Raw genomic sequence first — 19813 nt, forward strand, 5'->3', positions numbered from 1 at the left:
CACCGGGTTGAGCGAAAACAGCCTGAAATAACCCCTAGTGGGCAGGCTGGTGAACAGCCCAACCCGCCCAACACTGCGATTATTTGCTTCTTTGTTACGGCAACTAGCTGCGCGCTACGTGGTGCGGCGGCGGCGCGGACGAGGCTTCGCCGGGGCACGCTCAAAAAGCGCCACCGACTCCACATGATGCGTATTCGGGTACATATCAAACGCCCGAAGCTGCACCATATCCCAACCCAGATCACGCAAAATACCGGTGTCACGACCCAGGGATGCCGGGTCGCACGCCACGTACAGAATACGCTTGGGGTCCAGCGCATCCAGGCGTTCCAGGGTGGTGCGGTTCGCGCCCTCACGGGACGGGTCGAGGACCACCGCATCAATGGCGGGAATTTCACCAAACTCAAGGGCAGTCTTCAAGTCCACCAGGTGGCGTGCCACGTCGCCGCGAATCACCTCAATGCGGGTGTTCGCCGAGTTATCGGTGCGGGAACAACCATCCGGCGCGAAGTTCGAGCGCGCATCCTTATGGGTCACCGGGGAACCCTCAATGCTGACGACGGTACCCGTCGCGCCCACAGCGTCCGCGAGCGCGGCGGTGAACAGGCCCGCGCCGGCGTACAGGTCGAGGGCGCATTCGCCTTCCTGCGGGCGGAGCATGGTGAGCATGGTTCCGACCATGGTGGAGGGGGCGGCGCGGTGAATCTGCCAGAAGCCGCCGGCGGATACCTGGTAGCTGAATCGGCGGGAGCCGAAGGTGACTTCTTCGGTGACGGAGCGCAGGCCCGCGCCGAGCAGCTGGTCGCCTTCGGGTACGCGGCGGTAGGGGGTGTGGGAGGAGCCGGGGCGGCGGCGCTTGGGCTTGCCGTTGGAGGTGGACTGCGGGGTGAAGAACAGCGAGATTTTGCGCTTGGCGAGCAGTCCCCAGGCGTCGGCTGCCTGCTGTTCGATGTCCTTGGCGACTTCTTCGATGGAGAAGCGCGGGTCAACGATGAACTGCAACAGGATCCTGCCGCGGGAGGAGACGGTTGCCTCGACCTCGCGTACGCCGCGCAGGTTCAGCCGCTCAAGCTCTAGGTTGCGCAGTTCGGGTGCGGCGAGGGGGAAGTCTACGACCGGTACGGGCTGGGAGGCGCGGTAGGGGTGCATGCCGACGCGCCAGGTGACGGCGGGGCTCTTCTTGCCGACGCTGTTCTTCTGGTTGGTGTTCTTCTCGTTGCCGGGCTGGGTGCGGACCTTGGTCACGTTGTAGCGCACGCGGGTACGCCAGGACAGGCCCTCGTTGTTATCGCGCAGGGGTAGCTCTTCAACGATGAGGTTGGTCAGCAGGGGCGATTCGAGGGGCAGGCCGCCCAGTCGGTTGATTTGGGTGCGGACAATATCGGTCTTGTAGCGTCGCTGCTCAGCCAGGCTGATGTGGCCGTATTCCATGCCGCCGAGCAGTTCGGGTACGCCGGTTGCTTCGGCGCGTTCCTCTTCGGTGGCGAGCGCATCCGCCTGGATCCAGGGGTGGGGGCGGCGCGCCAGGGAGGGTACGGGTACGGAGATGACGTCTGCGAAGTAGAAGCGGCGCTTGGGGCCGATTGCGGTGATGCGCACTTCTGCCTGTTCGCCGACGATGCCGTGACGCACGAAGATGACGCCCTGTTCGGTGCGCGCTACGAAGGCGCCGCCGTGCGCGGGTGCCTCACAGGTGACGGTGAGGGTCTGCCCGACGCTGTATCCGTCTACGTTGTTGGAGGCGGCAGGCGTGGTAGCAGTGTGGGTCACAGCATTGTCTCCTAAAGAATCACTTAATGTGAACTATTTTACACCGGATTGTACCTTTACTCCGGTTCCGACGCCCCGCAAGGGGCGCTTCATCAGTTGCAAAAGGCAAAGTCCAGGCGCTATGCGGGGTGCTCAAGCAAAGTTGCAGGGCAATTGACCGGGCTGGGCACCGAGCAATTATTTCTAGGCGCTAGGCAATTTTTTCTGGGCACCGAGCAATTATTTCTAGGTACCAGGCGATTATTACGGCTGGCGTTTCTTCTCGCGCGCCACAGCGTCCGCCTCGTGCAGGCGGCCGCGGTACACCGCGTGGCGGTTGCTCTGAATCAGTTCACGGCCGCCACCGGCAGAACGAGTAATCTTCGGGGCGACAGCTGCCATTGGGTCCTCTGCTTCTACCGTTGATTCTTCGTTTTGTAAACGCTGATCAAAAATCTCATCATACACCTCATCCTCGTGCATCGCCCAGGGCACGGTTGCCGTCATGACGCCCGGCTCGTGCAGAAGCGCCCGCTTGAGGCGGCGCACCGTGCGGCGGTGCAGAAGACGCTGCCACCAGTGTTGCACCACGAACTCCGGCAGGTACACCACCAAAATATCGCGGGGCGACTTCTTGCGGCGGCGGCGAATATACGAGACGACCGCATTCACGGTGTCACGGTACGGCGAATCAATGACCGACAGCGGCACCGGAATACCGAGGGCGTACCAGCGCTTCTTCACAATCTCCAGGGCGGCGCGGTCGTTGTTGACCGTCAGCGCCTCAATCGTGGAGGGGCGACCGGCACGCGCATAGGAGAGGGCACGAACCGCCGGGCGGCGCACACGCTCCACGTACACGATGGCGTGCACACGCGAAGGCAGTGCCGCCACATCCGCAACGGATTCGGCGTTCAGGGGGATGTCTAGGGCGGCATCCACCGCATCGTAGTGGCGGCGAGTCACAACCATACCTCCAACCATCAGGGCAATCATTCCAAGGGAGAGCCACGCACCGGCGGCGAACTTCGTCACCACAACAATGACCAGCACCGCGGCGGTCACGACCACACCCACCGCAGAGACAGCGATATCACGAATCAGGGCGCGGCGCGGCATCTGCGCGAGGGTAATACGCATCAGACGCATGCGGTAGCGCACCACCGCCAGCTGCACCAGCACCATGGACAGGCACATACCCACGATGTACAGCTGAATCAGCGAGTACACGTCCGAACCGAAAATGCAGGTGAGAAAAATTGAGAATGCCGACAGCGCCAGCACACCGTTCGCGTACAGGCCGCGTGACTCCACGCTGCGGAAGAACACCGGCAGGTACTGGTAATCAGCCAGCGACGAGGCAATCACAGGGAAGCCCGTAAACGCAGTCAGCGAGGCAATAATCAGCACGCCCACCGTGGCAAACACCAGCAGCTGCGCGAAGAACGGAACACCCTGATAAATCGCCAAAGCCACCTGGTACAGCGCCGGCTTCTGGTGGAAGTACTCCCCCGGCGTGTGCCCGTCAATGAACAAGAAACGAGTCGTATCGTGCACCATGTGTACGCGGGTTGCCGCCGCAAAACCGAGCAGGCTCACCAGCAGGACCGAAGTAATCAGGCCCATCATCATCATGGTGACCGCCGCATTATATTTCTTCGGGCGGCGGAAATACCTCACCGAATTAGAGATCGTAGAAACACCCGAAAACGCCACCAACCCGGCGGAGAAAGAACGTGCCAGAAGCAGCACCAGCGCCAAGCCTTCCATGGCATGATCCTGGTATTCGGGGACAATCACGTAGGTTGCCGATTCAGCCAGTGGCAGAGTACCCGTAGCGGCACGAATCCAACCCACAATGAGAGTGACCCCCAACAGCGCCAAGAAAACGTACAGCGGCCAGTACGCAATCTTTCCCAGCAGCTGCACGCCGCGCAACGCAAACAGCGTCAGGGCAACAATGAGCAACACCGCAATGAGGGTGCGCCAATCCTGAATCTGCGGGTACAGCGCCACCAAAAACGAGGACGCCGAAGACATCGAAACCGCCACCGTGAGTATGTAGTCCATCAGCGAGGACGCACCCATCACGATCGAGGGCAACGCACCCAGCTTACGGTGCACCAGCTGAATATCGCCCTCGGAGGCAATCTGATTAATGTTGTAGCGGTAGGTGCCAATCACCAGCAGACCCACCATCGCCACACCCAAACCGATCCAGGGCGAAAAAGCGAGCGCAGATGCACCCGCGGCGGCAAGGGTCAGGATCATCTGGTCGGCGGCGTAGGCGACCGAGGAGATACCGTCGGCGCCGAAAAGAGGCAGGGCGTAGCGCTTCGGCAGCGCGACTGCCGAAAGATTTCGCGTGCTGACCGGCTGACCGGTCAGGGCGATGCGCATCTTATCCCAACGATTCCTCACGCTGTTAAGGCTATCGGTCGCGGCTTCAAAGCTCAATTTTATTCAGCCGAATAGTGGGCATTGCGAGCGGAATATCACGGAGCCTCGGCGCGGAACCTCACCCGCCCATTACACTGGTAGAGGTAGGCGGTACCGCCTTATCGACACAAAACATCAACACATTCGGAGGGTTGTATGCCTCACTTCGTCATTATGGGTGCCGGACGCGTGGGCGTCATGTTGGCGCGCACTCTGGAAGCTTCGGGGCATACGGTCGCCGTCATCGACCAGGACGAACGCGCTTTCCAGCCGTTGCGTAAGGGCTTTGAGGGGCGTCTGGTGACCGGTGTCGGCTTCGATGCGGACACCCTCAAGCGTGCCGGTATTACCGAGGCGTACGCTTTTGCCGCCGTCTCTTCGGGCGATAACTCGAATATTATTGCCGCCCGTGTGGCACGCGAAATGTTCAAGGTAAAGAACGTTGTGGCGCGTGTGTACGACCCGAACCGCGCCGAGTTCTTCCAGCGCATGGGCATTCCCACGGTCGCTTCGGTGCGCTGGTCCACCGACCAGGTGCTGCGCCGCCTGCTGCCCGAGCAGGCGCTCAAGGGTGATTTCCGTGAGCCCTCGGGCCGCCTCATGCTCACCGAAATTCCGCTCGACGACGGCTGGGCAGGCCACGCCCTGACCAGCATCGAAAGCGCCGCCGGGGTGCGCATCGCCTACATCACCCGCTTCGGCGAGGGCATGCTCCCCCGCCCGGACAGCGCCTACCAGCAGGGCGATAGCGTGCACGTCATGATGCGCACCGACGACGTTGCGGACGTAACCCGCATCCTCTCCCGCCCGCCGCGCGTTGAAGACGAAGAAGCGGAGGCTGAGGGGGACTACGCCCCCGCTTCGGGCCACCGCAAGCATCCGCACGCCCCGAAGAAACCCGCCGAGCAGAAGCACAACGACGGCCCCGTCATCGAGCATGAATTCCACCTCGGTGACACTCCCCCGGAGCTGCCCGACCCCCTCGAACTCATCGGCCGCCATCGTGACCACTCGAAAGGTGAGAAGTAAGTGAAGGTCCTCATTGTTGGTGCCGGTTCCGTGGGCGCCTCCATCGCTAAAGAGCTCATGATGAACGGCCACGACGTGACCATCATCGACTCCAAGCCCGAAGCCAAGAAGCGCGCCGATCTGCCCGGCGTGCGCTGGCATATTGGTGACGCCTGCGAGCTGTCCGTGCTACGCCAGGTGCACCCGAACAAGGCGGACGTGGTCGTTGCAGCAACCGGTGACGACAAGGCAAACCTGATGACGTCCCTGCTGGCTCGTAGTGAGTTTGGTGTGCCGCGCACCGTGGCGCGTGTGAACAACCCGCGTAATGAGTGGCTTTTTGATGACTCCTGGGGCGTGGACGTTGCCGTGTCCACCCCGCGCCTGATGACCGCCCTCGTCGAGGAAGCCGTGGAAGTCGGCGACGTGGTGCGCCTGCTGACCCTGCAGGCTGGCGGCGCAACCCTTGCCGAGTACACTGTGCCGGACGGCCACCCCGTCATCGGCTACCGCGTGGACCACGTGCAGTGGCCCGTCGACACGGTGCTCACCGCCATCCTGCGTGATGGCGCGCCGATTCCGCCCAGTGCGGATGTGGCGATTGAGGGCGGCGACGAGCTGTTCTTCATCACGACCATTGCCGGTGAGGACCAGATTCGCGCGCTGTTTGCATAACGCTGTTTGCGTAGCACTGTTCGCATAAGCGTTGCGAGGCGTGGTTCTCCCCTAGATTTGAAGCACGACTCCCCCCAAATTTGAGGAGGCGAAAGCCCTGGTCACCCATACGGGTACCAGGGCTTTCGCCTACTTTTATGAAGCTATTTCGCGAAGTTGCGGGGCGTACAAATTGCGGGGCGTGCCTTAGCGGTTCGCAGAGCTTTCAGTGCCCTCAGCGCTATCAGTGATCTCAGCAGATTCGGTCGCCTCAGCATTCAAAGCCTCGGTGTCCTCGCTGACCAGCGCCTCCTCGGGAGCCGACACACGCCACGCCAGCCACACGCCCAAAGCGTACAGCGGCAGGCCCATAATCAGGCGGGTCGCGCCCAGCGCCTCCACATTATTCGCGAAGTACAGGGGTACCTGCACGGCAAGGCGCAGCATCATCAGCACGGTAATAATCCAGGTGGCAAGCATGTACTGGCGCAGACGCACCGGGTTCTGGCGCCAGGTCAGCGCCTCACCACGAATGACCGCGAAAATCAGACCCATCAGCGGCCAACGCACCAGCATCGACAGCAGATACGCCAGAATGTACACGCCGTTCGTCCAGAAGCCCACCACAAAGTAGTCGCTCGCATTACCGGTACGGTACGCGGCAAACGCACAAATCGCCACGCCCACCAGACCGGTCAGCGCACTCACCAGCTTAGAGCCCTGCACCAGGCGAATCAGCGTGAACACGCCCGCCGCAGCCAACGCCGCAATCAGGGACAGGTTCAGTTCCTTCGTCACGGTGAACAGCACCAGGAACGCCACCGCGGGCAGGGAGGATTCCACCAGGCCGCGCCAGCCGCCGATAGCGTGCAGAATATCCACGTCGCCGTTAGCGGTGCGGCGCATATTCGCACCCATGGAGGCACTCAGGCTCTGCGCCAGCTGATTCTCCTCCCGCGCCGGGGCATCTGCGGGGTTAGCGTTCGGATCGGGCTGGGTCGAAGACTGCTCAGCGCTCATATTTTCCCTTCTCCACAAAGAATTGCGGCACAATCTCATAGCGCGGGTTATAAATCACCGGCTGATGCGCCCTCACAGACACCACCCCGGAACAGCGCAGCAGCGCACCGGCATGCACGCCGGGCACCATCTGCTGGCCCTGCCACTTGAGCATGACCCTATCCCCCGGATTGAACGGCGCATATGGCGGGAAAGACACCTCGTGCGGCTCCTGCACCGCCACGGTCGCCAAAGATGCCGTGTTCAGGTGGTGCTGCTTCTCGGGGTCCTCGGACTCCTCCTCGAAATCCTCACCGGGCGGCTCCACAATCGGCATACCAATCAGCGCCAGCGGGCTCGACCACTGCAGCGGCTTTGACTTAGCCACCACCAGCTCGGCACGGTACATCGGCTTATCCTGGGCGGTCGGCAACCACACCTGCTCCACGCGTCCGGCAAGGCGTACGCGAAAGCGCTCGGGGTACCCGGGAGCAAGAATCTGCTCCTCAGGAACCGCGAGCGCACTCGGGTAGTTCGAGAACTCAGGCATTAGCCAATCTCGGTAATCTCAGGGCCGCGGCGAGGCATCGGGCGCAGTTTGCTGTGCTCGTTCTCGGTTTCTTCCTCGACGGCGGGTTCTTCCTCAGCCGCAGCGACCAGGTCGGCGGGCAGAGTCATGGGCAGCAGTTCACGCGGCGGGCGCGGGTCGTCGCCACGGTCCACCACGACGGTGCGGAATACTTCCTCCACGGAGGCGGCAGCCTTATCGTCGCCGAGCACAGCCGCGCCGGAGATGACGCCGCGCAGGAACCAGCGGGGGCCGTCCACACCCACGAAGCGGGCGATGCGCTCGCCGGGCTGGCCGTCCGGGGTGACGGCGGGCAGGCGGGTGAGCATCTCGGCGCCGAATACGCCGGCGTAGATTTCGACAACGCCGCCCTGGGATTTGACGGATTCGGTCAGGTCGTGACGGATGTCGTCCCAGATGCCGGTGGTGCGCGGTGCGGCGAATGCCTGCACCTGCAGGGTTGCGCCGTCACGGGTGATGGTTGCGGCAATCACCGCGCCGGTTGCGTCGTCAGTTTCGAGGCGCAGGTTCATGCCGTCGAGCAGCTTGATGCGCAGCGCACCCAGGTTCACGTAGTCTTCGAGGTCTTCGGCGGTGACTTCTTCAATGTCATGCGGCCCGTTGACGCGGTCGTACTTGATGACCTCGGGAGAGTTCTCCTCTTCCTTCAGCTCCTCAACCTCGACGTTGGTTTCCTCAATCTCTTCGGCGACAGCCTTGTCGATGGCGGCCTTTTCAGCCTCCTCGGCGCGCTTCTTCTTACCAAATCCGAACATGGTATTCCTACTTTCACCGCACGCAGGGTGCGGGGGTTTCTTCTCTTCTCTCGTGCGACAATTGCGGTGAGAGCAGACTAGTGGATTCCGCTGGAGCCGAAGCCGCTGGAGCCGCGTTCGGTCTGTTCCAGTTCATCCACCACGGTAAAGGTTGCGTGCTCGTACTTCTGAATGACCAGCTGGGCGATGCGGTCGCCGCGCTGCACGTGGAAGGACTTGGTCTTGTCAGTGTTGAGCAGGGTGACCATCAGTTCGCCGCGGTAGCCGGAATCAACGGTGCCGGGTGCGTTCACGATGGTGATACCGTTCTTGGTCGCCAGGCCGGAGCGCGGGTGCACCAGACCGACGTAGCCTTCGGGCAGGGCGATTGCTACGCCGGTGGGGACGAGGGCGCGTTCGCCCGGTTCCAGCTCGAAGTCGATGCGGGAGCGCAGATCAGCGCCGGCGTCGCCGGGCTTTGCGTAGGCGGGTGCGGGCAGCTCGGGGTCGAGCAGCTTAATGTGGACGTTTACGGGGGTCATCATGGTCAATACTCTAACCTTTCGCGGGTGTCTGTGCCATCACCTCGCGCTGTGTTGAGGCTCTACTGCGGGGTGTTTTCGTTACGTGTTCGCGTTCAGCACGTGCCGCACTGTGCCGTATTGGGTGCGACGCGGCGCTGTTCTTGCGTGCGTGGCTTTCACATACTCAACGGGGCGGGTGCACTCGGCACTCGCCCCGTCATGAGGTGTATGTCGGGTGGGTGTTAGCCCTTCCCTAAAGTTTTAGCCCTCGCACTCGATGCAGTAGGACAGGCCGCCCTCTTCGCGTGCAATCTGCGAGCGGTGGCGCACCAGGAAGCAGGATGCGCAGGTGAACTCGTCGTCCTGAGCGGGCAGAACAACAACGTTCAGCTCCTCGTTGGAGAGGTCAGCACCGGGCAGCTCGAAGCTTTCTGCTGCGCTGTTTTCGTCTTCGTCCACCGCACCGGACTGCATCTCGGAACGGCGGGCGTTCAGCTCCTCGTAGGACTCTTCGTTCTGCTCTTCGTCCTGCTTGCGAGGTGCATCGTAATCAGTTGCCAAACTTTCACGCTCCGTTGGTTCTGTGGCTGTGTGTTGAACTGGGCCACGCTGGTTTAATGAGTGCTCTAGGTGCCGCTGGTGGGGATTTAACCCCGACGGCATGCCAGGTATTGTTCACCATTGGCACCCTATTTGTCTAATCCTGGGTAGGCTTTGGACTGTTTTGGCGTCACATTCTAGCTTTTTCGGTCCGAAAAGTACATCTTTTTTTGGGGAAAATCCCGCCTCCGCTACTGATTTACCGCGCTTTCACGGTACCCTGGTAGGTAGTTTGCGTTCCGTGCAACACATTCACGAACGCGTCCGGTTCACCTATGGAGGTTCTCATGCTTGAACTGCGTCTGATTGGCGTTCACGATGACGGCGAAAATCTGGTGCTTGAGTCTGCTGACGGCACCCGCTTCTTGCTGCCGATTGACGCGAACCTGCGCACGAGCATCACCAAGGCTCGCCGTATTCAGCCCGCCCGCGGTCTGGGCGCTAAGGGCACCTACGGTCCGCGCGATATTCAGACCCGTTTCCGTCAGGGTGCCTCCGTTGAGGAAATCGCTGAAGAGTCCGGTTGGGAGCCGGAGCGCGTGCGCCGCTACGAGTGGCCGATTGTTGCTGAGCGTGCCCACATTATTCGTGCCGCTCAGAGCGTGAAGATTGGTCGCCGCAGCTCCGCTTCGGGTACCGCACAGATTCCCGTGACTCTGAGCGCCCGCATCGAGGAAGTCTCCGAGCGTTACGGTTTTGAGGACGCAACCCAGGACTGGACCACCCGCCAGCAGGAGAACGGCCAGTGGCGCGTTGAGGTTGATATTGCGCTGAAGGATTCGGTGCGTCAGAACCTGCCCGCGCAGGTCGTCTTCCCCGCGCGTTGGGTGTATAACCCGGCGAACCAGGGCCTGTACGCTTCGAATGAGGCGGCGTACTTCCTGATGGGCAATAGTGAGGATGCTGTTGCCGCCGCCGCGAAGAAGGCTCCCGTGGAGGTTCCTCCCGCCCGCCTGCCGAAGGCACCCGAGCCCGCACCGGCACCCCTTACTTCTTCTGAGAGCGCCGACGAGCGTAAGCTCAAGGAGCTTCTGGAGCGCGCCCGCTCGGTGCGCCCGGCGCAGGTTGAGGAGCCCGAGGTGTTCGTGCACCGCGAGTCTGCGCAGCCCGCTGAGCCCGTAGCACCGGCTGCGCCCGCTGCACCTGTTGCATCTGCGCCGGTAGAACCTGCGGCTCCTGCTGCACCCGAGCCCACCGTAGAAACCACCGACCCGCTGGCTGTGGATTCGGAAGCACCCGTTGATTCCGTTCCGGTCGAGTCCTTCGCCCTGCCGGCACCCATCGAGGACGCACCGGCTGCTGAGGCGCCCGCAGCTGAAGCACAGCCTGAGCCCGCAGCTGAGGTACCGGCTGAGCCCGCCTCCGCGGCCGAGAAGCCCAAGTCTTCCTCGAAGAAGCAGCGCGTGAGCGTTCCCGCCTGGGACGACATCATCTTCGGCGGCCGCAAGTAAGCGACCGCCCTCGCGCCGTCCAATCAAGGGCATCTAGATGAGGGCTTTAGTCGAGGGCCTCTAGACATACGAAAACCGCTGGTTATTCACCCGAATAACCAGCGGTTTTCGTTTATCCCCCAGCGTTTTAGAAAGTCTTGAGCATGCGCAACGGCACCAGACGCTCAGCGTCCGTCAGCGAACCGTGCTGACCAACCATGTGCAGGGCACGCTCCTGATAGTGGCGCATATCGTACAGCGCCCAATCGTCGCGAGCGCACACCATCAGGTCACCAATGCGGCCGCGCGCCGCATCCGTGATGACCGGGCCGAAGTAGCCGGCACGCATCAGTTCGCGAGAGTCAATCACCCAGGCGCGCTCGCCCCAGTACTGCGCCCAACGCTGAGCGGTGGCGGTGCGTGCCGCCTCCGAGGTGTCTTCCAGGTACAGGTGCACGGCGCGCGGTTCACCGGCGGTCATTGCGATGTTGCGGGTCAGCTCCTCCACGCCCGAGTAGTCGATGCGCTGATGCTCGGGCACGTTCACCATGCCGTGATCGGCGGTCACGAAGAGTGCCGCCCACGCCGGGGCGCGCTCCGCCAGACGCTTCAGAGCCGAGTTCAGTTCCTCCAGCTGCTGTAGCCATTCGTCACTGCCCACGCCGTAGCGGTGGCCCGCCGCGTCAATCTCGCCCCAGTACAGGTACACGGTGGTCGGGGTGCGGCTGGAGAGCGCTTCCAGGGCGTAGGTGACGCGGGCGTTATAGCCGACGGCATCCACGAAGTCGCCACCGCGCAACGCCGCCTCCGTCAGACCGGTACCGCGATACTTACCCAGCGAAATGGTGAGCACGCGGCGGTTTTCGTGGTGGCGTTCCAGCACGGTCGGCAGCGGCTGCCAGGCGTGCGGGTCCACCGACTGGTCCCAACCGGACAGGTGGTTCATGACCGAGCCCGCTCCCCCGTTGCCAGCCGGGTTGCGCACCTCGTAACCGGCGATGCCGTGCGCGCCCGGTGCCGTACCGGTACCCAACGAGGTCAGGGAGGCGGCGGTCGTGGTGGGGAACGCCGCGTCCAGCGGGCCCAGGTTCAGGGTCTTGCGCAGGGCGGGCGCGTAGCCGCCGTAACTGTTGATGAGCTGCTCGCCCAGACCGTCTACCATGACCACGCAGGCGTGACGGAAAGACGCCGGGTCAACGTCCTGCTCCGCGAGGCGACCGGCAAGGTTCAGCGGGTCGGCTACGGAGTTGAACGCCGAGTCGTCGTCCAGGGCGTGCGCGGGGCGCGCCAGGCTTCGCTGAGCCACCAGAGAGGAGGCGGACTCCAGCACATCGGCGATGCTATTGCTGCCGTAGGCGGGCGCGGGAGGCAACGGCGCGCCCAGAACATCGTGCAGAGTGGGCTGTTCGGTGCGGGACGGGGCCGTCATAGGTTCCTCTCGGGTCTCTCTCGGGGTGTTTATCGCCGGTGCTTATCGGTGCTGTTTATCGGCGGGTTGCGTACATGCGGGCACGGTGCAGAGCACGCGCAAAATGCTGCGCACGCTGAACCGACTCCGGGCCGTCAGCGGTCGCAGAAACACGCACCGCAATGTCCTCGCGGCGCGCATCGCCGGTGAAGCCGTGGTCGGCGTTGCACTGCGGATCCTGGCAGCCGGCAGGAGCCAGCTCCATGTGCAGCGAACCGGTCCAGGCAATCTGGAAGGAAATCTCAGTCGGGGCGGTGCTACCGGCGTTGTACGCCTGCGGCTGGCTGAAACCGTAGCTGATGGTGACCGCGTTCAGGGCGCTCAGGTGCACCGCCTCCACGCTCACATGCGCCACGGTGCCCTGCGCGTCACCTTCAAGGTGCTGGTCGTCCAGGTGCGCAAAGATGACGTGCTCACCGCAGAGCACCATCACGGTGATGTGGCGGTGAAAATCATCGCGGGAGAAGTGGGTTTCATGCTGTACGAAGTGCGCGTCCGGGTTCATGCCCGCTAGCGCGTCATCCACCACTTCCAGCACGAGGTCGGGGTAGAAACCGGCATGCTTAATGTCTGCGACCAATTGCTCGCGTTCGGGGGTGGTGGCGTACATCGTACCTCTTTCGTGCGGTGCCCTCATGAGGCGACGTCGGTCGGCGCACACGATGAAGGCGGTTAGGTGTTACTCCCCTCTACCTTAGAGGGTTCCAGCCGGGCTATGCTACTTGACCACGCTAATACATGCGCATATGACGGCGTGCGCTCCCCCGGTACGCTTCGGTTACAGCCCCGCGACCGCCTTGGCGTACCCCACAGATGACGCTGACCAGCCAGCCCGTCTGACCCGCTCCCACCCGCTAAAATAGGAGGAGCGAAAACACACCGACACGAGGAGATATATGGCTCGCCGATCCAAATCCGCCGTCAGCGACTACCCGGTGGATGTGGTAGAGAATATCGTCGACATCGACGTATCCGCCGAGATGGAATCCAGCTTCCTGGAATACTCCTACTCGGTGATTTATTCGCGCGCCCTCCCCGACGCCCGCGACGGCCTCAAGCCCGTACAGCGCCGCATCCTCTACATGATGCAGCAGATGGGTCTGCGCCCCGACAAGGGCCACGTCAAGAGCGCCCGCGTGACCGGCGAGGTCATGGGTAAGCTCCACCCGCACGGCGACGCCGCCATCTACGACGCGATGGTGCGCCTCGCCCAGCCCTTCGCGCTGCGTCTGCCCCTCGTTGACGGTCACGGTAACTTCGGCTCCCTCGACGACGGCCCGGCAGCCGCCCGATACACCGAAGCACGCATGGCACCCGCCGCGCAGGCACTCACCGCGGACCTCGAAGAAGACGTCGTCGACTTCGTACCGAACTACGACAACCAGTTCATGCAGCCCTCCGTGCTACCCGCCGCTTTCCCGAACCTGCTCGTCAACGGCACCACCGGCATCGCGGTCGGCATGGCGACCAATATGGCGCCGCACAACCTGCGCGAGGTCATCGCCGGTACCCGCCATCTCATCGCCCACCCCGAGGCGACCCTCAAAGACATCATGAAGTTCATCCCCGGTCCCGACCTGCCCACCGGCGGCACCATCGTGGGTCTGGGAGGCATCCGTGACGCCTACGAAACCGGCCGCGGCACCTTCAAGACCCGCGCGAAGGTCTCCATCGAGCAGGTCAGCCCCCGCAAGCAGGGCATTGTCGTTACCGAACTGCCGTACATGGTCGGCCCCGAAAAGGTCATCGAAAAAATCAAGGACGGCGTCAACTCCAAGAAGCTCACCGGCATCTCCGACGTGGTCGACCTGACCGACCGCACCAACGGCCTGCGCCTGGTCATCGAGATTAAGAACGGCTTCAACCCGGAGGCGGTGCTCGCCGCTCTCTACAAGCACACCCCGCTCGAGGACTCCTTCGGCATTAACAACGTGGCGCTCGTGGACGGTCAGCCGCAGACCCTCGGCCTGCTCGACCTGATGCGCGTGTACATTGACCACCGCCTGAACGTGGTCCGCCGCCGCACCGAATTCCGCCTGGGCAAGCGCACCGACCGCCTGCACCTGGTCGAGGGTCTGCTCTTGGCCATCCTCGACATTGACGAGGTCATCCAGATTATTCGCGAATCTGACGAGACCGCTCAGGCACGCGAAAAGCTGAAGGTCGTCTTCGACCTGACCGACACCCAGGCGAACCACATTCTGGAGCTGCGCCTGCGCCAGCTCACCAAGTACTCCCGCCTGGAACTGGAAGCAGAACGCGACACCCTGCAACAGGAAATCGCGGAGCTGCAGCGTATCCTCGGCTCCGATGCGGCGCTACGCGAACTGGTCTCCGACGAGCTCGCCGAGGTCGCCGAACGCTACGGCACCGACCGCCGCACCCAGCTCAAAACCAAGGACGATATGCAGGTCGCCATTGAGGCGGTCACCGCACAGTCCAAGGCGAAGAAGAGCCTGGGTCTCGCCCTCGAAATCGCAGACGATCCCTGCTGGGTGCTGCTTTCGGCCTCCGGCATGATGGGACGAACCCCCGGCAAACCCATCCGCGAGGCGCTCGTGGACCCCGGCAAGCGTTTCAAGCACGACGTGTTCACCTCGATTGTGCCGACCACCGCACGCGGTGAGATTGGTGCCATCACCTCCGCAGGACGCATGGTGCGCCTGTCCGTCATGGACATTGCGGTGCTGGACGAGAACGGCGGCACCCCCTCCATGGCGTCTGCGGTGAAGGCAGCCGAGCTGGTTCAGCTCGCCAAGGGTGAGAAGCTGGTCGCCCTCGTACCGCTGAACACGGTGCTGGCGCTGGCAACCGCGGGCGGCGTGATTAAGCGCCTGAACCCGGATTACCCGCTGAACCAGACCGAGTGGGACATCATGAAGCTCAAGGACGGCGACGAAATCGTAGCCGCTGCCCCCTGCCCCACCGACGATGCGGTACTTACCTTCGTCACTCGCGACGCGAAGCTACTGACCTTCGACGCGGCGAAGGTCCGCCCGCAGGGACGCACCGGCGGCGGTATCGCAGGCATCAAGCTTGCCGACGGCGATCGCGTGATTGCCCTGGGCGTGACCGCCCCCGGCGACGCGGCGGAGGTCGTGACCGTCACCAACGGCAAGGACGGCCTGGCGAGCGCCAAGGTCACCGCGCTGAGCGAGTACCCGCAGAAGGGCCGCGCGACCGGCGGTGTGCGTGCGCACCGATTCCTCACCGGTGAGAGCCAGCTGGCTCTGGCGTGGGTGGGCGTGGGCCCGGCGAAGGCGGCGTCCTCCGTCGGTGTGGCTCGTTCCCTGCCGACCGAGCACGGTGCCCGCGACGGTTCCGGTGTGATGCTCACTCAGAGCATCGGCATTGTGGGCCCGAACTATGCGGCTGTTTCTGCTGCGCTGGCGGTTAGCCCGGAGGGTGAAAAGCTCTTCTAAGCGCGCCGTTCACGGCCTTTCGACCTTAGATTGTTTACAAAGCCTGGGGGAATCCGCGCAGATATAACGCGCAGAGCAATGTGCCCAGAAAATTTTGCACAAAGAAATGCCCCGGTACTTTCACGAAGTACCGGGGCATTCCTCGCAGTTTCTTGCGTTCAATCTCGCCCGCGGTGGCTACGCTCAGCTGCGTTTAGAGGCGAACCACCTCGTCGCAGCGGGCAATATCCTCAGGACGGTGCGACACCAGAACCGTAGCCACGGAGCTGGAGCGAGTCGCCGCATCCAAGTCAGCCATCAGTGCGCGGGCAGACTCAGCGTCCAGGTGCGCGGTCGGCTCATCCAGCAGCAGCACCGGCGAGTTCACCAGCAGGGCACGAGCCACGGCCAGACGCTGACGCTGACCACCCGACAGGAAAGAACCGCCAGCACCCACCGGGGTGCGCAGACCCTGAGGCAGAGCGTCAAACCACTCGCCCAGACCCACACGGCGCAGAACCTCAATCAGCTCTTCCTCGCTCGGGCGATCCGAACGGTCACGAGCCAGCATCAGGTTACCCTCAAGGGTCGACTCGAAAATGTGAGCCGCCTGCGGGCACCACGCCGCGTAACCGCGCAGCCGCTCACCTTCCAGGACCTCACCGGAAGCCAGCACATGGCCGGACTCCAGCGGCAAGAAGCCCAGAACGGTTGCAAGCACCGTGGACTTACCGGAACCGGAGGGGCCGGTCACCGCAGTCCAGGAGCCCGCGCGGGCGTTCATGTTCAGGTCGGTGAAGACCGGGTGATCCATGCCGGGCCAGCGGGCGGCTGCGTCCTGCAGGCTCAGGGCGGGTTCGGTGACCTTCACGCCGAGTTCCTGCGGGGTACCGCAGCTAACCAGCTTGGGCTCGCCGGGCTTCGGCGGGCGCGGGGTATCGCTCTTAGAACCAGCCGCAGATTCGGGGCGGTCAAAGCGGTGAGCACGCTGACGGTCAGCCTCCAGCAGCTCCTCCATCTCGGCCTCCGCGCGGGCACGCAGACGCTCAACACGACGCGGCAGAACGTGGGTGTCCACCTCAGCCTCGGTCGGCACGGAACGCTTCAGGGTCGAGGTCGCAACAACACCCTCCAGGGATACGTCACGCACGCTCGGGGCAATCGTCGCGAGCAGGCGGCTGAACGCGGGCCAGGAGCGGACCGCCTCAACATGGCCCAGGGAGCTTTCCAGCATGCCGGTGCACAGCAGTACCACAATCGCCGCTTCGGGGGCACGCACGGTGCCGTCAACAGCCAGCGGGTACGCAATGACTGCGCTCGCCAGAGCCGCACCGAACCAGCTCAGAGTCACAAGGGTACGACCCACGCCCTGAGCGGTCGAGCCCTTCTGCAGGGCGGACAGGTTCTCGGCGTCCAGAGCGCCGTTAGCCTTCTCAGCGGTGGTTGCCACGCCGTTAGCGCGCAGATCCTCAGCCGCCGAAAGCATACCGGTGCCCAGGCGCAGCATCTGCGCGGTGGAGCGGCGAGCCAGCGACTCCGCACGGGCATCAGCGCGAAGCACAATCCACGGAGCCACAAAAGTGCTAACCAGCACGGCAAGCAGAACCGGAATCAGAGCCTGCGGCAGGATGCACGCGGTCGTAATCAGCGCCGCGGTCATGACCAGCAGGTGCGCAGCCGGCGGAATAATAACGCGCGGCACGCCGTCACGCAGCTCATCAATACCGCCCACGAGGCGTTCGAGCAGCGCGTCACCACGCAGCAGGGCACGCACGCTGCTCACGCTCTGCCATGCGCCAACCCAGGCGCGCAGACGCAGAATATTTGCGGCGGCAAGAACCTTCGAGTGGGTCATCAGACGCTCAGCGTAGCGGGCGCAGGCACGACCCAGACCGAAGAAACGCACGCCCACAATGGCGACCATCAGGTACATCATTGCCGGGCCCTCGGCGGCGCGAACAATCAGCCAGCCGGACAGCGCGGTCAGTGCCGCAGCCATCAGGGACGTAATCGCAGCCATAATCACCGGGCCGGTTGCGGCGCGAACACCGATACCGGTCAGTTCCTTCAGGGTGCGCAGGCTAGCGAACAGGCCGGCAGGCTCGGCTTCCTCGGCCTCGGCAGTTGCGGAGGCGCCCGCCGGGGCGGTGCTTTCAGCCTCGTACTCTTCCCGATCCTTGAGCAGGTGCGCGGGGGCTTGCGCGGGAACCGCAACGCGGGCGGTGTTCGCCTCGGCGGTCCAAGTGTAGCCCCGAGCGGTCTGCACGGCACGAACGAGGGTGTCGCAGCCAGCGGAAAGCTCCTGCTCGTGGGTCACAATCAGCACGGTTGCGCCAAGTTCCGCCAGGCGGTGCAGGGCGCGGGTCACCAGGTATGCCGAGTAGGCGTCCAGGTGCGCGGTCGGCTCATCCACCAGGACGGTCAGCACGGTCTGCTCACCGCCGGCACGGTAGATAGCCTCAGCACGAGCCAGGGTGCGTGCCACGGCGAGGCGGCGCGCCTGACCTGCGCTGAGGGCACCGGGCTCAAGGGCGGTGAGCTTCTCCATGCCCAGCTGAGCCAGCGGGCCAACCAGCAGCGCGGACTCCGCATCGGTGACAGACAGCTTCTTGGAGTCCATCGCTTCACCGAGCAGAGCGGCTGCACGCTCACGCTCCACCTCGGTGGCGCTGAGCGCATAGAGAGCCATTTCGGTCTGCACGGTGGGTGCGGTGAAGACCGGCGACTGCGGAATAACCAGGGTCGTTCCCAGACCACGCACGCTACCGGTCACGTGCACGGGCTCCTCCGAGCCGGTGGGCACCAGACCCTCACGCACGGCACCGGAGAACACGTTCAGCAGGGTGGACTTACCACAGCCGGACTCACCCATCACGCCGATCACCGCACCGCGCTCACCCTGGGCAGTAGTAACGCGACGGTCCAGATTCAGGGACAGGTTAGTCAGCACGGCAGGACGCGCCGGGTAGCTCACCGACAGGTCCTCAACAGCGATGGTGGAAGGCTGAGCCTTATCCTGCGCAGTCGAATCCTGCACAGTCGAGTCCGCAGCAGCGGCGGGCAGGGGCGCATCAATAATCTTCTGGGCGCTACGCAGGGCGGCAACGCCGTCCTCCGACTGGTGGTAGGCGGCACCCACATCACGCAGCGGCTGGTAGCATTCGGGAGCCAGCAGCAGCACAAGAATTGCGGTGTCCAGGCCCAGGGTGCCGTTGACCAGGCGCACACCAATCAGCACAGCAATCAGCGCCACCGAAATAGTGGTGATGAGCTCCAGCGCCAGCGAAGACATGAAGGCGCTACGCAGGGTCTGCATGGTGCGTTCGCGGTAACGCTGGCCGAGCGCGTTCATGGCGCGGGTCTGTGCACGCTCACGGCCCAGACCGATAATGACGGGCAGGCCGCGCACCAGCTCCAGAATATGGTCGGAGAGGCGGTGCAGTTCAGCCTGAGCTTCTGCGGTTTCGTCGCGGGTGTTCTTACCAATCAGGATCATGAACACGGGAATGAGCGGCAGGGTGCACGCCAGCACCATAGCGCTCATCCAGTCCAGGGACGCCACAACGACCCAGAGCATGAACGGCACAACCGCGGTGGAGACGAACGCGGTCAGCGTCTTGGTGTAGTAGTCGTCCAGGGCGTTCAGGCCGCGAGAAAGCAGCACAGCGGTTGCGCCGGTACCCTCGGGGGTGTCTGCGCCACCGGTGGCGAGCACACGCTTGAGCAGCGAAGAACGAATCTGAGACTTCGCTCCGGAGGCGGCACGCTGCGCGCTCACAGCCAGCAGGTAGTCGGCGCCCGAGCGGACGAGCAGGGCAATGACGGCGACCGCAATCAGGCCGGGGGTGATGGTGTCTGCGTCACCGAAGATGCCACCGAGGCCGAGCAGCCAGCCGCCGTGCGCCTCCAGCTGCGCCTGCGCGGAGCCCGAGAACTCAATGTAGGCGCGGTACACGTCCGGCGCGCTGGTCTCTTTGAGGCGCGCGTGCTCAGCGGCGACAGCGGCGAAACCGGCGTGTGCCGCCCGGGCAATAATTACAGCCAGGGCGGCACTGAAAAGCACCGTTGCGAGGGTGTGCACGGCGGTGATGACGCCGAACGTGCTGAGGGTTTTACGGGCGTCAGGGCCCAGGGGCGGGCGACGGTCAGCGCGGTCGTTGCGCTTTCCTTCGGTCACCTCTGGTACCTCAGTGTTCTGATGTTTGTCAGCATGACGCG

Annotated in this window: 14 protein-coding genes; 4 read left to right on the plus strand and 10 right to left on the minus strand. The window is 63.6% G+C overall.

Annotation, left to right across the window (positions count from 1 at the left end; translation table 11 throughout):
• Positions 1–114: 114 nt before the first annotated feature.
• Together RQ593_RS04545 and RQ593_RS04550 are read right to left on the minus strand one after the other, a co-directional pair.
• Complete coding sequence (locus RQ593_RS04545) at positions 115–1770, minus strand: TRAM domain-containing protein (RefSeq protein WP_311449919.1); 1656 nt, start codon at positions 1768–1770, stop codon at positions 115–117.
• 243 nt (positions 1771–2013) lie between these two features.
• Entirely contained in the window at positions 2014–4149 is a 2136-nt protein-coding gene (locus tag RQ593_RS04550; protein ID WP_311449920.1) for an APC family permease, read from the minus strand.
• Positions 4150–4344: 195 nt separating this feature from the next.
• Between RQ593_RS04550 and RQ593_RS04555 the strand changes: the two genes are divergently transcribed.
• Positions 4345–5217, plus strand: coding sequence for a TrkA family potassium uptake protein (locus RQ593_RS04555; RefSeq protein ID WP_311449921.1), 873 nt, complete (start codon positions 4345–4347; stop codon positions 5215–5217).
• Positions 5218–5871, plus strand: a complete 654-nt coding sequence (locus RQ593_RS04560; RefSeq protein ID WP_294631326.1) for a TrkA family potassium uptake protein — start codon at positions 5218–5220, stop codon at positions 5869–5871. It begins immediately after the preceding gene.
• A gap of 186 nt (positions 5872–6057) precedes the next feature.
• Here the strand turns inward: RQ593_RS04560 and RQ593_RS04565 are convergent, their stop codons facing one another.
• The 5 genes from RQ593_RS04565 to RQ593_RS04585 form a co-directional block, all read right to left on the minus strand.
• Entirely contained in the window at positions 6058–6870 is an 813-nt protein-coding gene (locus tag RQ593_RS04565) for a DUF3159 domain-containing protein (RefSeq protein WP_311449922.1), read from the minus strand.
• Positions 6860–7399 (minus strand): asparaginase, encoded by a 540-nt coding sequence (locus RQ593_RS04570; RefSeq protein WP_294631328.1) that lies wholly within the window; start codon positions 7397–7399, stop codon positions 6860–6862. The genes RQ593_RS04565 and RQ593_RS04570 overlap by 11 nt, the downstream gene beginning before the upstream one ends.
• Entirely contained in the window at positions 7399–8193 is a 795-nt protein-coding gene (locus RQ593_RS04575; RefSeq protein ID WP_304193208.1) for a DUF3710 domain-containing protein, read from the minus strand. The genes RQ593_RS04570 and RQ593_RS04575 overlap by 1 nt, the downstream gene beginning before the upstream one ends.
• Positions 8194–8270: 77 nt before the next feature.
• A complete protein-coding gene (dut, locus tag RQ593_RS04580; protein WP_044142235.1) occupies positions 8271–8717 on the minus strand; it encodes a dUTP diphosphatase in 447 nt (148 codons plus the stop codon).
• Positions 8718–8957: 240 nt separating this feature from the next.
• The gene (locus RQ593_RS04585; protein WP_005506382.1) at positions 8958–9257 is read right to left on the minus strand and encodes a DUF4193 domain-containing protein; all 300 of its coding nucleotides are present in this window, start codon (positions 9255–9257) and stop codon (positions 8958–8960) included.
• Between the two features lie 326 nt (positions 9258–9583).
• Here RQ593_RS04585 and sepH point away from each other — a divergent pair, with 326 nt between their 5' ends.
• Positions 9584–10747: a septation protein SepH gene (gene sepH / locus RQ593_RS04590; RefSeq protein ID WP_311449923.1), complete on the plus strand. Its 1164-nt coding sequence runs from the start codon at positions 9584–9586 to the stop codon at positions 10745–10747.
• A gap of 127 nt (positions 10748–10874) precedes the next feature.
• On the opposite strand, the gene RQ593_RS04595 is transcribed toward sepH, so the two are convergent.
• Both RQ593_RS04595 and RQ593_RS04600 read right to left on the minus strand, forming a co-directional pair.
• Positions 10875–12155 (minus strand): alkaline phosphatase family protein, encoded by a 1281-nt coding sequence (locus RQ593_RS04595; RefSeq protein ID WP_311449924.1) that lies wholly within the window; start codon positions 12153–12155, stop codon positions 10875–10877.
• Positions 12156–12210: 55 nt separating this feature from the next.
• Positions 12211–12804, minus strand: coding sequence for a DUF5998 family protein (locus tag RQ593_RS04600; protein ID WP_005506389.1), 594 nt, complete (start codon positions 12802–12804; stop codon positions 12211–12213).
• A 286-nt stretch (positions 12805–13090) separates the two neighbouring features.
• Here RQ593_RS04600 and RQ593_RS04605 point away from each other — a divergent pair, with 286 nt between their 5' ends.
• Positions 13091–15616: a DNA topoisomerase IV subunit A gene (locus tag RQ593_RS04605; protein WP_311449925.1), complete on the plus strand. Its 2526-nt coding sequence runs from the start codon at positions 13091–13093 to the stop codon at positions 15614–15616.
• A 193-nt stretch (positions 15617–15809) separates the two neighbouring features.
• On the opposite strand, the gene RQ593_RS04610 is transcribed toward RQ593_RS04605, so the two are convergent.
• Positions 15810–19772 (minus strand): ATP-binding cassette domain-containing protein, encoded by a 3963-nt coding sequence (locus RQ593_RS04610; RefSeq protein ID WP_311449926.1) that lies wholly within the window; start codon positions 19770–19772, stop codon positions 15810–15812.
• Positions 19773–19813: the final 41 nt, after the last annotated feature.

The organism is uncultured Rothia sp., assembly GCF_963507905.1.
Lineage (GTDB): Bacteria > Actinomycetota > Actinomycetes > Actinomycetales > Micrococcaceae > Rothia.